The following is a 15,060-nucleotide window of genomic DNA, read 5'->3' on the forward strand; positions in this document are numbered from 1 at the left end:
GAACGCGTCAGCTCTGTCCGATCTCTTTCAGGGCTGTCTGAAGTTGCGCGTCTTCTTTATGTGTAAGTTCTGTCCAGTCTGTGATGTCTCCGGAAAGCTCTGCTTCCACATCCGGAGTGATTCCTTTTTTGTTGATATCATTGCCCTTTGGCGTAAAATATTTTGCGATGGTGATCTTTACCGCACTGCCATCGGTAAGAGGCTGGATGGTCTGCACCACGCCCTTCCCATAGGTAGTTGTTCCTACAATCGTTCCAATCCCGTAGTCCTTTACCGCCCCCGCAAAGATCTCCGATGCACTGGCACTGTTTCCGTTTACCAGAACAGCCAGCGGCATGTCCAGTTCATTTTTTCCGTCACAGGTTTCCTCTTCCCTCTTTCCGTTTTTGTCCTCTGTATAGACGATCAGTCCTTCCGGAAGTATCTGGCGGAGTACGCCGCAGACTGCAGTAAGAAGGCCTCCCGGATTATCACGGAGATCCACAACCAGCTTCTTCATTCCCTGTTCCTTCAGATCTGCAAATGCTTTTTTATACTGATCGCTGGTCACCTCAGAAAATTCGGAGATCCGGATATAGCCGGTGTCTCCGGAAAGCATCTCATGGGAAACCGTCTGGATCTCCACATCCCGGATCTCCACTTTGACATCCCGGGTTTTCTCTTCGTTTTCCCGCTGTATGGTCAGCATTACGGAATCTTTCTCACTGTCACGGACCATGGCAGCAATATCGGAAGTTTCTTTGTCTGTAACATCAGCTCCATCTACTGCCTTGATCACATCTCCCTTTTTCAGTCCCGCCTGTTCTCCAGGGCCACCCTCATAAAGCTGTATGATCTTTGCCCCTCCGGTGTCATCCTTCTGAAGAACGGCACCGATCCCTACGTAGGAGCCTTCATTGGAAGTATTCAGCTCTTTATACTGTTCTGCTGTGTAATAGGTGGAGTACGGATCCTTCAGGCCGGCAAGCAGGCCAACATAAAGCCCCTCACGCAGGCTGCTTTCGTCTTTTTCATCCAGATATTCTTCATCGATCAGTTCTTCCAGGTAATTCAGCTTCTGAACCGTTTTCACATCGGAAAGCGCATTGCCTTTCGGAAACAGTACTTTCTGATAGCTGGTAAAAACAGCGCCTGTCACAACCAGCGTTGCTGCCACTCCAATGGCTATACCTTTTTTGAATTCTTTATTTTTCATATTTTTCCTTTCTTCTGCACAGCCGGCAAAGCCGATAAGATCACAGATTTTCTGTACTCCTCTGTGCGCCGTTCGGTTTTTATATACCGAAAACGGCTGCCGATATTCCGACAGCCGCTGTATATCTTATGATCACACATCATGCGGATACATAAGATTCTCTGCTATTTGGTTATACTCTGAGATGTTTTCTTGTTGTGAAAAAGCTTCCCAAAAGACCGATTCCCACACCAAGTCCAAGTCCCATAGGAACCAGACCCTCATAAATCTGCCAGATTGGAATGAAATCCACGATTCCTGTCAATACATTGAATTTTGTCAGAATAAACTCTACAGCGGAATTATACAGGAAAAACAGGCAGATCAGCGGTATCGCCGCACCGATCACACCGAGGATCATACCTTCCAGAAGGAATGGCAGTCGTACAAAAGCATCTGTAGCTCCTATGTATTTCATAATTCCGATTTCTTCCTTGCGGACAGAAATACCCATAGATACTGTATTGCTGATCAGGAATATGGAAATGATCAAAAGGATTGCGATCACGGCAATCGACACATAAGAAACCAGCTTGTTGATGGAACCCAGTGTCCTGGAGGCCTGTTCAGACTGATTTACCTTCCGGACATGTTCCAGTCCCTGGATATAATTCACCAGTTCTGTCTGCTTGGTAATATCATTAAGATATACCTGATAATTGGATGAATTGGCAAGAGGGTTATCATCTTTAAATCCATCTGCCGCATCTTCATCTCCAAAATATTTCTGTTTGTATTCTTCCCATGCCTGATCTGCGGACTGATAGTCCATCCTGGCCACTTCCGGCCTGGACTGAATAGCATCGCCGATCGCCTGGATTTCTTCCTCTGAAGTGCCCTCATCAAAAAATACTGTGATCGGTACTTCTTCTTCCACCTTATGGGCAATATTACCGACGTTGTTCACGATGGAATAAAAAATGCCTACCAGAAAAATGCAGGCTGCCATCGTGATGATACATGCCAGGGAAAACATCCAGTTTCTTTTTATATTCTTAAAGCCCTGCTTCAGGGTATACCAGATCGTACTAGGCCTCATGATATCCTCCCTCTTTCTCATCGCTGATGATCTTGCCGTTGTGCATGGTGACTACTCGCTTACGCATGGCATTGACGATGTCCTTATTGTGGGTAACTACCAGAACTGTGGTTCCTCTGTCATTGATCTGCTCCATCAGAGCCATGATCTCTTCAGAGGTTTTCGGATCCAGGTTTCCGGTCGGCTCATCTGCCAGAAGGATGTCCGGGCGGTTTACCAGTGCTCTGGCAAGAGCAACTCTCTGCTGCTCACCACCGGAAAGCTCATCCGGGTATGCCTTATACTTTCCTGCAAGTCCTACCTCCTGGAGAACCTCCGGCACACGTTTGCGTATCACACGGGTAGGTCTTCCTATGACACGCTGCGCAAATGCTACATTCTCATATACATTACGGTCTTTTAAAAGACGGAAATCCTGAAATACTACCCCAAGCTTTCTGCGATACTTGGCAACGCGTCTGTGTTTCATCTTCTCCAGACGTTCCCCGCTGACTGTGATCGTTCCGCTGGTAGAATCCAGTTCTTTCATCAGAAGCTTGATCAGTGTGGATTTACCGGAGCCACTGCTTCCTACTACAAATACGAATTCCCCTTTATCAACATGTAAGTTCGCATGATTCACAGCCGGAAGACCCGGGCCGTAAGATTTGCTCACATCTACAAGATCGATCATATATATCCTCCTCTATATTATAAAAGCATAATTTTCTTAATTTTTTTGTAATATTATTGTAATATATTTTCTGTTTAAATGCAAGAATAAATTTCCCGGGCCCTACAACGGTTACTGTTCACGTTACTGTTCACTCCGTTCTCAGTAACACGCTTCGCGATGCACAGAATTTATGCTGATCGCATAAATTCGCGCGATATGTCTCGGGTTTTCTGTGACCTTCGCTCACAAAAAACACCTCGCGGGACATTACCAGTGAACAGTAACCTGTTCACTCCATTCTCAGTAATGCGCTTCGCGGAATATTACCAGTGAACAGTAATCAACAGCCCTCTCCAAATTATTTATTTTAACGTAAAAATACCAAAATTACAATAGAGTCATGGATGTTATTCTGTGAAGTTCATGTGAATTCGTTACTGCTCACTCCGTTCTCAGTAACACACTTCATGAATGCTTCCAAACAGGAGGGACATTTACAACAATATTCCATGATGAAAAACGCTCATACAAAAACTGCCGCCTATTCCGGGAAGGAATAAGCGGCAGTTTAAAAGTTTTAATATGTTGCCTTAATGTATCAAACTATCATCCTGCATTCCGAATGCTATTAATACTCTAATGTCTCCATATATTTCATATATCGAACAACCATCAGCGCGATCTTAAATGTAATGGCATCCTCAAACACTCTCAAATCAAGGCCTGTACTCTTCTGGAGTTTATCCAGACGATATACCAGCGTATTTCTGTGGATATACAGCTGACGTGAAGTTTCAGATACGTTCAGACTGTTCTCAAAGAATTTATCGATGGTGACAAGTGTCTCCTCATCGAAATCATCCGGAGATTTGTTGTCAAAGATCTCACGGATAAACATCTTACACAGAGGAATAGGCAGCTGATAGATCAGACGTCCGATTCCAAGTGAGCTGTATGCGATAACTTCCCTGTCTCCGAAGAAGATCTTACCTACATCAAGGGCCATACGCGCTTCCTTGTAGGAACGTGAAACTTCTTTCAACTCATTGACAATGGTACCGTATGCCATGTGGACATCCTCACCATTTTTATTCAGATCCAGAGTATCCATAATCGTATGAGCCAGCTTATCCATCTCCGGATAGCCCTCTCCCTCTTCCAGTTCCTTGACTATAATGATGCTCTTCTCATCAACAGCAGTGATAAAATCTCTGCTCTTTCCGCCAAAAAGGCTTTTCACGCTCTCTACAGAGCTGTGATCTTTCTCCTGGTTCAGTTCCAGGATCATAACTACACGACGGACATCTGCTTCAATATGAAGCTTCTTCGCTCTGTTGTAAATATCCACCAGAAGAAGATTATCAAGAAGAAGATTCTTGATAAAGCTGTCTTTGTCAAAACGCTCCTTGTACGCAACGATCAGATTCTGGATCTGGAAGGCTGCAAGCTTGCCTACCATATAAGTATCCTCATCATCTCCGTGGGCTACCAGGACATATTCCAACTGATAATCATCACAGACCTTAAAGTACTGAAATCCCTTGACAAGCTGGCTGTCCGCCTGGGATTCTACAAAAGCCTGGATATCTGCCGGCTGGATCTCAAAATCAGAAAAGGTAGACGCAAGTACCTTGCCGTCTGTGTCAATGACACAAAATTCCGTCCTTGATATTTCTTTAAGTCCCTCGAGCGTATTCTGTAACACCTGATTCGATATCATTCCGTTCAATCCCTTCTCACTTATGTGTATGCTTATCTTCTGTCTTTCCCTCTCTATCTATGGCTATTTTAATACAAAATCACCAAAAATGAAAGAGTAAAACTGAAAAAATTTACAAATTTTTGTTGAAATCCGCCTAATTTTTCTCTATAAAACCTTCTCCATGAACTTCTCTTGCATCGGAAACGATCACAAAAGCGTTGGGATCAATATCATCTACCAGCTCTTTCAGCTTCACAATTTCCTTTTTGTTTACCACACAGAAGATGATCGTCTTCTCCTGACCGGAATACATCCCCTTGCCACAGATCCCTGTCGCTCCGCGATCCAGGTCTTCCATAATGACTCTGGCAACCTCATCCGGCTTCTCCGTGACGATAAATGTCTGTTTGGAAAACTTCAGACCTTCGATCAGACTGTCGGATACTTTTGTTACCAGATAAACCGCAATGATGGCATACAGGGCCCGCTGGATACCGAACACATACATTCCTACGATCACAATAAGCCCATCAATAAACTGCATGATCTGTGCGATGGAATAATGACGCATATACTTCTGGATCAGTGCTGCCATCATATCCGTTCCGCCTGTGGTTCCCTGTCCAAGGAAAACCATTCCAATGCCGATTCCCAGGATCACACCACCGTATACAGCAGCCAGAAGGAGATCATCTCCCGCAATATTCCACACCGGCTGAATGGCAAGCCAGGTTGAGAGGGAGATCTCACCGACCAGAGCTTTTTTTACAAAGGAAAAGCCTTTGATCCGCCATCCCAGAAAAAACAGCGGGATGTTCAGCGTGATATTGGTAAGCCACAGTGGAACCCCGCCATCTACGATCCCACCGGTCCAGTGCTTCACCAGGATCGCAATACCGGAAAAGCCTCCGGTTACCAGCCCGGTTGCATCAAAAACGGAATTGATGGCAAGTGCCATCAGCCCGGTTCCTACTATGATCAGAAGATAATCCAGATACCAGTCCTTTTTTTTCACAAGACTCATAAAGTGCTCCTTTCATTTTTTACAGCAATTCCCGGAATTTATGTCTTGAAATGTCCTCAATATTTCTATTCCGCTGTGAAAATCCCAGAAATGCTATAGTATCATATGACAACTGCATCAGTTTCCCGCACTGACGTGTCATAAAAAGAACGGGACCGTACACTATTCTGCGTCCGTTCCCGTTCTCCATGCTATTTTTCTGTCTTTTTATTTATAAAATGAACAAATTCATAGCTTTCCATTATCTGAAAGTATTTTACGATTCTCGGATAAAGCGGTTCTGCCTTATCTCCGAAATGCTCTTTCACCAGCAGGGCAAGCTCCTGCACGGTTTTGGCTCCATCGATCTCAGGCCAGATAAAAGTTCCCATTTCATCAAGATGAACCTTGGAAAACCTTGGCTTGCCAAAAACCTTCTGCGCGATGGTATTGAACATACCCTTATTCTCTATCTCAAGAATGATCCGCTGCTTCAGGTCCCGGTGCCACCGGATCGACTGGTTTGTTTCCGGGATCAGATCAAGATAGTTGATATCCTGTTTCTTATCCTTTTTGTTTTTTCTCATCAGGCTTTCTTCTTTCTCCAGATAGAGAATTTAAGCAGTGACAGGATCATGATGATCATCAGCACAACACCGCCGATATTTCCAAGGTTTACAACGCCGGACATATCAAGGCTGATACCGACAACTGCAAAGATCGCAAGAAGAATTCCAACAAGACCCTCGCCGGCGATCATACCAGCACAGTAGAGAGTACCATCTGTGGCCTGAGCTGTCTTGGTTTTTTCGTCAACACCTTTTCTGCGGTCAAGTAATCCACGAACAATACCACCGATCATGATGGTTGCGTTCAGGTAGATTGGAAGGTAAAGACCGATTGCGAAAGGCATTACCGGGATACGGAGGATCTCAAGGCAGATTGCAAGGAATACACCTACAAATACAAGTCCCCATGGAAGGTTTCCGCCCATGATTCCCTCAACAATCATCTTCATAAGCTGAGCCTGTGGCGCAGGAATCTCTGCTGTACCGTAGCCCCATGCTGCATCCAGAAGATACAGAACACCGCCGATAGCAAGACCGGAAACAACAACACCGAGCATCTCACCCATCTGCTGCTTCTTAGGTGTAGCACCGAGAAGGTATCCTGTCTTAAGGTCCTGAGAGGTATCACCGGCGATCGCTGCGATGATACAGATAACAGAACCAACAGCGATCGCTGCTGTCATTCCGTCGATACCTGTTTTACCGGAGCTCTTGATCGCAAATGTAGCAATCAGAAGAGTAGCGATAGCCATACCGGAAACCGGGTTGTTGGAGCTTCCTACAAGACCTACCATACGGGAAGATACTGTTGCAAAGAAGAATCCAAAAACTACGATGATACATGCACCAAGAAGAGTTACCGGGATTGCCGGAACGATCCAGATGATAAATACCATTGCTATAACACCGAGAAGGATGAACTGCATCGGAAGATCCTGTGCGGTTCTCTCTGTGCTTGTGTTCTTGCTTCCCTTCATGCTCTTCATGGAGTCACGGAAGGTTGTAACGATCAGCGGCAGGGATTTGATCAGGGAAATGATACCACCTGTTGCGATAGCACCTGCGCCGATATATTTAACATAAGTAGACCAGATTGCTGCTGCTCCGCCGTTTGCGTAAAGCTGGGCAATGGTCGTTCCCTCTGCTGCCGGATACATCCATGTATCAGGTCCGAACAGGCAGATCAGCGGAATGATGACCATCCAGCCGATAAGAGAACCGGTAAACATGTAGGATGCGATCTTCGGTCCTACGATATAACCAACACCGAGAAGTGCCGGATAAACCTCCATACCGATCTCACCCTTGAAGGATTTAAATGCTGCAGAAACATCTGCCGGAAGAAGCTTCAGTCCATCAACAACAAATTTGAAGACAGCTGCAAGTCCCATACCGGAGAATACTGTGGAAGCATTTGCTCCGCCTTCCTCACCGGCAAGAAGAACGTCTGCGCAGGCAGTTCCTTCCGGATAGAGAAGAGTTGCATGCTCTTTAACAATGAGGGCATTACGAAGGGGTACCATGAAAAGTACACCAAGGATACCACCGCAAAGTGCGATCAGAGTGATCTCAACGATGCCTGGTTTGCTTGTAAGTCCTTCCTCTGCCCAGAGGAACAGTGCAGGCATGGTGAAGATAGCACCTGCTGCAAGAGACTCACCGGCTGAACCGATAGTCTGGACCATATTGCTCTCCAGAATGGAGTTTCTGCGAAGAATCACGCGGATAACACCCATGGAGATAACTGCCGCCGGAATGGAAGCAGATACTGTCATACCAACACGAAGACCAAGGTAAGCATTGGCTGCGCCGAAGATGACAGCAAGAATACATCCCATGATCACAGATGTAACTGTGAGCTCCGGAGTGATTTTCTCCGCAGGAATGTAAGGTTTGAACTCTGTGTTTTTGTTCATATTTCCTCTCCCTTTATCTAGTAAATTAGTAACGTTATATAGTATAGCAAATTTCGCAGTATTTTGCAAGAAATTATATCTGAGATATTATATATTATTTACAATTTTCTGTATAATTATAAGCAAATAATTGGTCACTATGCAGCTTTTATGCTAACATAGTGACCTTATTCCTTACAATTGAATATTATACATTTAAAATAAAATACTTTTTTTTTTCAGTTGTCCGTTTCCAGCTGTTTTGTCAGATATCGCCCTACGATCTTTGAGAAATTTCCGATATCCCGGATATAAGCAAAATCCTTTCCAAAAATCTTCTTTTCCGCCGGAAGATCCTTCTCTTCACCTGCAAATACCCCCAGAACACTGACGCCCTGGCTCCGAAGACGCCGCACCTCTGTTGCAGTATCTGAAATGGCATATTTTCCCTGATAAGGGGCCGGATTTTTTGCATTGGGGCGGTTTATGATCACATCGTAGGGGCGTCCGTCACTTAAGATGATCAGGATCTTTTTTTCCTCTTCCCTCTGCAAAAGACTATATCCCGCTGCTTTTATGGCAAGCCCGTCCCGATTATTGGAGGAAGTCACATAATTGAAAATATCCTCATCCGCCGAAACCGGATCATCATATTCCCGGAACCTGTGCAGGATCGTATGATCCCAGAATGTGCAGTAGCTCATAACCCGATGAGGGATGTCCACATTGCTCAGGGCAGAGCTGATCATATAAGCCTGCAGTGCCACATCTCCCTGTCGACTCATCTGTGAACCACTGGCATCGATCAGTATATCCACCACAAAATCCGTATTGTCTCCACGAAGAATCCTCTTGAAAAGATTTGCCTCACCGCTTCTGCCTATACGCCACAGCCTGGAAGGAACGATAGTTCCCCGGTCTGATAGGACTTCCTGGTTTTCACTTCGGATCACCAGTGCTTTTTTCAGGAGTTCAGTCAATATGGCAATATTTCGTTTTGCAATTCTGTGCTTGTCATGATAGATCCATATGTTCTTATTACGCAGACGCTTTGCATACTGATACTGATAATTATCACGAACCGGATTTTTCAGGATTCCTTCTGTAAAATACAGGCTGCAGTCTCCGTGTATTCCCCGGCACATAAGATGGTTCATTCTTTTTTCTTCCGCAGGTGTGAGATAGGTTTTTCCAAAATTCAGTTCCACATAGGTATGAGCTTTCTGAAGAGCTTCCTCTGAAATCACCGTGATCTTGTTTTTCACCTTACGTTTTTCTTCCATATCCTGTGTCAGTGAGGAATCTTCAATATCTGTCATCCGGTCTGTGAGCTTTTCCACGTAATTTTCCAGCGCTTCCTCATACATCTCTTCATTAAGGTAGTCTTCCCAGCCAAATTCCGTCAGTTCTTCCAGCGTCACCGCCATTACCCGTTCAAGGGAACCGTTTTTCTTCTCAAAGTCCGGATCGATGACCGCATTATAGAGGCTGTCGATGATCCGAATCAGTTCCATGGTGTCTCTGCTTTCTGCGCAGGCATAGATCTGATCCCGGAATGCAGACAGTTTTTTCTCCAGAGGCTGTACGCTTCCTGTAAGTACATCACGGAATACTGCAATTTTCAGCCTGTCTAACAGCTTATCGTAGAAAGGCAGGGGTTCATATTCCTGATCCAGGATATCTTCCAGAGCCTTTTTTCTCATGCGGCGAACCCCGGGGCGCTCTTCACAGATCCGCTCTCCCACTGCCGCTTCGATACAGAGCTGTGTCAGACCAGTCAATTCTGTCTCAGATGCATCCAGATAGATTTTTTTCACAAGATAAAGACCAAGCAGATTTTTGTCAAAATATCTGGCAAAAGCCCCCTGTTTGATCCCATCGTAAAGAGCGATCTCTTTTGAGCGGAGAAACAGCGATACATCCGGCTTCACATCCAGTGTATAGTCGCCGCTTACCGTCCAGAGGAGATTACGGATCCGGTTTTCCAGCTCCATCTTGTAATCTTCTATAGAAAGTTCTTCTGTCAGATCTTTATGCATAGACATCGTCCTTTGTCCACTCTTCCGGGATCCTTGTACGGACTACATCGTCCACGATCTCCTTTTCAAAAATATCGAAGGTTTTGTTCACCACTCCCATCTGCACTGCTGCCAGGGGAGAAAGTCCTGCACGAACAATCTTCATGGCAGCCAGAAGTCCTCGAAGATCCAGCGCTTTTGTGGAGATCTCACTGTTTACGGATTTCTTCTGAAGATCCATAAATACACCGATAAACTGTTCCACTGCCTTTTCCTTTGCCTCCGGGAACATTTTGCGGAAAATAAATCCCAGGGTTTCTTCTGTCTGCGCTGGCATATCGATCACCAAGAAACGAGAAACTAGAGCTTCGTTCAGCTCCTTTGTTCCTGCATATCCGTAGTTCATGGTTCCGATAAAACGTGCCGCAGGATGAAGGTCGATCCGGTCATAGCCCGGAACATCAATGGAGCGGCGATAGTCCAGAGTCGCATGAAGGACAGAGACCGCATCGTTCTTTGCCATATTGATCTCATCCAGAATACCGAAGCCACCATACTCGGCACACTGATAGATGCTGCCCTTTCGGAGGCAAACTTCATTGTTTACAAAGGTATCCGTTCCGATCAGGTCTCCGCTGTTTGTATTAACATGGAAAGATACATTATAAACCGGGCGGCCAAAAGCATATGCCAGATTTTCTGCCAGGATATTTTTACCCGTAGCCTTTGGGCCTGCAAGAAGAAGATTTTCTCCTTCCAGAAGTCCTGCAATGGCCATTTCCAGGATTTCTTTTCCGTAGAACGGTATAGACGGTCTGGTAACTCTGGCTGCAGCCCCCTCATCAACGTTATAATTTTTTCGAAACTCCTCGATGCCGTGGATCAGGCTTTCGGAAACGTTCTGTTCTTTTAAAAATTCTAATTCTATCATATATACTTACTCCTGAATCTGATTGAATGCCGCAGATATCCTCATCCGCAGTTATTATATGATCCTATGACGGATAACCGCTTACAGATTTTTTCTCCGCCAGGTAAAAAACGGGACAGATCTTACATCTGTCCCGTCATTTGATCTCAAAGATGCCGCTGCACCCAGGGAACATCTCTTATTTCCTGTATTTTATTTAACCGATCATACCTCAAAGATCAGATCACCGTAGGATGGCATCGGCCACATATCTTTATCTACGATCATCTCAAGCTCGTCTACAGGTTTTCTTAAAGCCTGCATTGCCGGTACCACGCTCTCTCTGAAGAATACAGCACGGTCACGTCCCTCTTCATGGGATTCCGACTCAGCGATCAGTCCGGAAAGCTTATCCATAGCTGTCTTGGTCTCAGCAAGAAGTGCGGAGGTTTTTTCCAGAAGACTTGTCTGTACACTGACATCAAGCGCTGCGCTCACTGCCTTCACAGAATTGATGGACTCTGCAAGAACCGTTGTATAACGGATCACTGCCGGGATAATCTGCTTGGTAGCTACATCCACCATGGTCTTGGCCTCAATGTTGATAGCCTTTGCATAGCCTTCATACTGGATCTCTGCTCTGGACTCAAGCTCTGCTCTTGTAAATACATTAAAGGATTCAAAAAGCTTCACAGCCTTATCTGTAGTCAACGCAGGAATGGCATCTACCATGGACGGAAGGATCGGAAGTCCACGTCTCTTTGCCTCTGCCTCCCACTCCGGTGCATATCCGTTTCCGTTGAATACAATACGCTGATGCTGGATCGCATACTCCTTGATCAGGTCATGTACTGCAGTATCAAAATCGTCTGCTGCTTCCAGACGGTCGCATGCATCGCGGAATACTTCTGCTGCAATCGTGTTCAGAACTACGTTGCACTCGGAAATGGAATCACGGGAACCAACCATACGGAACTCAAATTTGTTTCCTGTGAACGCAAATGGTGATGTTCTGTTTCGGTCTGTAGCATCCTTCATGAAATCCGGAAGTGTCTTAACACCGGTATCCAGGATCTCGCCGGTCTTACTGTGTGTGGCGGTACCTGTGCTGATCAGCTGCTCCAGAACATCCTGGAGCTGCTCACCAAGGAATACGGAGATAACTGCCGGCGGTGCCTCGTTTCCTCCGAGACGTTCATCGTTTCCAACGTCTGCTGCAGACTCTCTCAGAAGATCTGCATGCTCATCAACGGCTTTCAGGATACAAGTGAGAACAAGAAGGAACTGGATATTCTCATGAGGAGTTTTTCCCGGCTCAAGAAGGTTGATCCCGTCATCCGTTGTCAGGGACCAGTTGTTGTGCTTACCGGAACCGTTAACTCCTGCAAACGGTTTCTCATGAAGCAGGCAGCGCATACCATGGCGGCTTGCAACTTTTTTGAGGATACGCATCATGATCTGGTTGTGATCTGCTGCAATATTTACCGGTGCGTAGATCGGTGCCAGCTCATGCTGTGCAGGTGCAACCTCATTGTGCTGTGTCTTTGCTGTTACGCCCAGCTTCCAGCACTCCTCGTTGACTTCCTTCATGTATGCGGAGATTCTCTGACGGATGGTTCCGAAATAATGGTCATCCATCTCCTGTCCCTTCGGCGGCATAGCACCGAAAAGAGTTCTTCCTGTATAGATCAGGTCTTTTCTCTGGAGCCATTTCTCCTTATCAACCAGGAAATACTCCTGCTCAGCTCCAACGGAAGGAGTTACTTTTTTTGATGTTGTATTTCCGAAAAGGCGAAGAAGTCGAAGCGCCTGTGTATTGACCGCTTCCATGGAACGAAGAAGCGGTGTTTTCTGGTCAAGCGCCTCTCCTGTGTAGGAGCAGAATGCTGTGGGGATACATAAGATCCCGCCGGCTGCGTCATGACGTACAAAGGCAGGTGATGTACAATCCCATGTTGTATAGCCTCTTGCCTCGAATGTTGCACGAAGTCCTCCGGATGGAAATGAGGATGCATCCGGCTCACCCTTGATCAGCTCCTTGCCAGAAAAGCTTAAGAGTACCTTTCCGTCCTCTCTTGGCGCTGTGACAAATGCGTCATGTTTCTCGGCAGTAACACCTGTCAGCGGCTGAAACCAGTGACAATAATGAGTAGCACCTTTCTCAATAGCCCATTCCTTCATCTCATGTGCAACCACATCAGCGATCTCCATGGACAGCTCCTTACCCTCTTCTATTGTCTTTTTCAGTTCGCGGTATACCTTCTTCGGCAAACGGTCCTGCATAACAGAATCGTTAAATACATCGCAGCCAAAGATTTCCTTTACGTTGATATAATCTCCCATTTCTTCCTCCTTTTCGTTCCTGTATATCCAGTCTTTCTTATGAGGAAAGACATTTTCACCTCTGTATGATCACCTTGTCTTCGGATACTCGGATCATTCTTCGCTCTTCTGGGTAATCTCCTTGATCTCCTGCATTTTCTGGTTCAGCCGGCTTTTTTTCTGTTTCTTACTGCTGGTAAGATAAAGGTTCATGGCCTCATGAAGATTATCGATCTCCACACGGGTCTGATCTCCACCGAACTCTCCATCCAGCGTCCACGGAACAGCCTCCTCTGACTCTATCACAACATGCGCAGACTTAAAAGAATAGATCAGATCTGTATTATCCTCTGCAGTAAGAAGCGCAGTCATGATCTCCTGAAGCTCCAGCGGATTCTTCGGATTGGTGATCAGTGTCACCTCAAACAGTCCGTCATTCATATCCACGTTTTTTCCGGTAAGATTCTTAAATCCACCTACAGATCTGGAATTGCTGATCATACCGTAGATAAAATCATTCTCCACAGTCAGCTCATCGGAGGTTACCTTCAGATGATAGGATTTCACCTCAAAAAGCTGCTTCATCCCTTCCAGCACATAGGCAACATGTCCCAGGATATTTTTCAGATCCTGGTCTGTCTCATAGGAAACATTGGTAAACAGTCCAAACGCAGCCACATAGGCAAATGTCTGGTTATTAAATTTACCGATGTCACAGTGATAGATCTGCTCCTCCATGATCATGGAGGCAGCTGCAGTCATACTCTTCGGCATAAACAGACTGTTGGCAAAATCATTGGTGCTTCCTGCAGGGATATACCCGATCGGTGTCTGGCTGCCCACTTCCACAATTCCGGTAACCACCTCATCCAGTGTACCGTCACCGCCACTGCAGGCGATCAGATCTACCTGATCTGCATATTCCTTCACCTGTTCATAAGCATCCTTCGGTCCCTGCGTGGCACGGATGATCACTTCGTACCCACCTTTATTAAAGATATCCACAATGTCCAGCAGATGCATCTTGATTCTTCCTTTTCCTGCTTTGGGGTTGAAAACAAAAAGCATTCTTTTTTTCATTATACAATCCTCATTTCCCGAAATGATTCGTTATGTCTATTCTTTTACTATGATAAAAAAAACGATGTAAAATGTCAATCTTAACTTTTCACATCTGGTCTTACCACAGGCAGCCGGAATTTTATAACAAAAAAAGTCCGAAAACCCAATAAAATTGAATCTTCAGACCTTTTGTTAAATAGCGAGAGGGGGATTCGAACCCTCGACACCACGGGTATGAACCGTGTGCTCTAGCCAACTGAGCTATCTCGCCATATTCTTTTGTAACATGGGACCTATAGGGCTCGAACCTATGACCCTCTGCTTGTAAGGCAGATGCTCTCCCAGCTGAGCTAAGATCCCATATAAATAGCGAGAGGGGGATTCGAACCCTCGACACCACGGGTATGAACCGTGTGCTCTAGCCAACTGAGCTATCTCGCCATATCTTTTGTAACATGGGACCTATAGGGCTCGAACCTATGACCCTCTGCTTGTAAGGCAGATGCTCTCCCAGCTGAGCTAAGATCCCATAACAGTTGTTCGTCTTAGGAACTCTTCCGTTCCGCAACTCGCTTTGCTATTATATAATGGTTTGTGACTTGTGTCAACAGTTTTTTTCACTTTTTTTAATTTTTTAAAAAATATATGCTT

11 protein-coding genes and 4 tRNA genes are annotated in these 15,060 nt (G+C 45.5%); all 15 read right to left on the reverse strand.

The window, feature by feature from the left end:
- Positions 1 to 7 precede the first annotated feature (7 nt).
- The 15 genes from DW694_RS03915 to DW694_RS03985 all read right to left on the reverse strand — a co-directional run bounded on the left by DW694_RS03915 (position 8) and on the right by DW694_RS03985 (position 14,938).
- Positions 8 to 1,195 carry a S41 family peptidase gene (locus DW694_RS03915; protein WP_110102528.1) on the reverse strand — a complete coding sequence of 396 codons (1,188 nt, stop codon included), beginning with the start codon at positions 1,193 to 1,195 and terminating at the stop codon, positions 8 to 10.
- A gap of 172 nt (positions 1,196 to 1,367) precedes the next feature.
- The gene (gene ftsX, locus DW694_RS03920) at positions 1,368 to 2,273 is read right to left on the reverse strand and encodes a permease-like cell division protein FtsX (protein ID WP_015526973.1); all 906 of its coding nucleotides are present in this window, start codon (positions 2,271 to 2,273) and stop codon (positions 1,368 to 1,370) included.
- Positions 2,263 to 2,946, reverse strand: coding sequence for a cell division ATP-binding protein FtsE (gene ftsE, locus DW694_RS03925; RefSeq protein ID WP_015526972.1), 684 nt, complete (start codon positions 2,944 to 2,946; stop codon positions 2,263 to 2,265). The genes ftsX and ftsE overlap by 11 nt, the downstream gene beginning before the upstream one ends.
- Positions 2,947 to 3,556: 610 nt before the next feature.
- A complete protein-coding gene (locus tag DW694_RS03930) occupies positions 3,557 to 4,648 on the reverse strand; it encodes a helix-turn-helix domain-containing protein (RefSeq protein WP_118752590.1) in 1,092 nt (363 codons plus the stop codon).
- Positions 4,649 to 4,784: 136 nt separating this feature from the next.
- Positions 4,785 to 5,654: a YitT family protein gene (locus DW694_RS03935; RefSeq protein ID WP_021650790.1), complete on the reverse strand. Its 870-nt coding sequence runs from the start codon at positions 5,652 to 5,654 to the stop codon at positions 4,785 to 4,787.
- A 191-nt stretch (positions 5,655 to 5,845) separates the two neighbouring features.
- On the reverse strand, positions 5,846 to 6,220 hold the full coding sequence (locus DW694_RS03940; protein WP_021650789.1) for a PqqD family protein: 375 nt from the start codon (positions 6,218 to 6,220) through the stop codon (positions 5,846 to 5,848).
- On the reverse strand, positions 6,220 to 8,118 hold the full coding sequence (locus tag DW694_RS03945; RefSeq protein ID WP_092069570.1) for an oligopeptide transporter, OPT family: 1,899 nt from the start codon (positions 8,116 to 8,118) through the stop codon (positions 6,220 to 6,222). Before DW694_RS03945 ends, DW694_RS03940 begins: the two co-directional genes overlap by 1 nt.
- Positions 8,119 to 8,336: 218 nt before the next feature.
- Positions 8,337 to 10,136, reverse strand: coding sequence for a nitric oxide reductase activation protein (locus tag DW694_RS03950; RefSeq protein ID WP_182465475.1), 1,800 nt, complete (start codon positions 10,134 to 10,136; stop codon positions 8,337 to 8,339).
- Positions 10,129 to 11,046, reverse strand: coding sequence for a MoxR family ATPase (locus DW694_RS03955; RefSeq protein WP_015526964.1), 918 nt, complete (start codon positions 11,044 to 11,046; stop codon positions 10,129 to 10,131). Before DW694_RS03955 ends, DW694_RS03950 begins: the two co-directional genes overlap by 8 nt.
- 204 nt (positions 11,047 to 11,250) lie before the next feature.
- Positions 11,251 to 13,368, reverse strand: a complete 2,118-nt coding sequence (locus tag DW694_RS03960; protein ID WP_021650786.1) for a glutamine synthetase III — start codon at positions 13,366 to 13,368, stop codon at positions 11,251 to 11,253.
- Positions 13,369 to 13,461: 93 nt separating this feature from the next.
- Complete coding sequence (locus tag DW694_RS03965; RefSeq protein ID WP_059085348.1) at positions 13,462 to 14,427, reverse strand: diacylglycerol kinase family protein; 966 nt, start codon at positions 14,425 to 14,427, stop codon at positions 13,462 to 13,464.
- Positions 14,428 to 14,606: 179 nt separating this feature from the next.
- Positions 14,607 to 14,680 (reverse strand) — tRNA-Met (locus DW694_RS03970).
- A gap of 16 nt (positions 14,681 to 14,696) precedes the next feature.
- A tRNA-Val gene (locus DW694_RS03975) sits at positions 14,697 to 14,769 on the reverse strand.
- Positions 14,770 to 14,776: 7 nt separating this feature from the next.
- Positions 14,777 to 14,850, reverse strand: a tRNA-Met gene (locus tag DW694_RS03980).
- A 15-nt stretch (positions 14,851 to 14,865) separates the two neighbouring features.
- A tRNA-Val gene (locus DW694_RS03985) sits at positions 14,866 to 14,938 on the reverse strand.
- Between the last annotated feature and the right edge of the window lie 122 nt (positions 14,939 to 15,060).

The sequence above is a fragment of the Ruminococcus sp. AM26-12LB genome (genome assembly GCF_003480785.1).
Taxonomy (GTDB): domain Bacteria; phylum Bacillota; class Clostridia; order Lachnospirales; family Lachnospiraceae; genus Blautia_A; species Blautia_A fusiformis.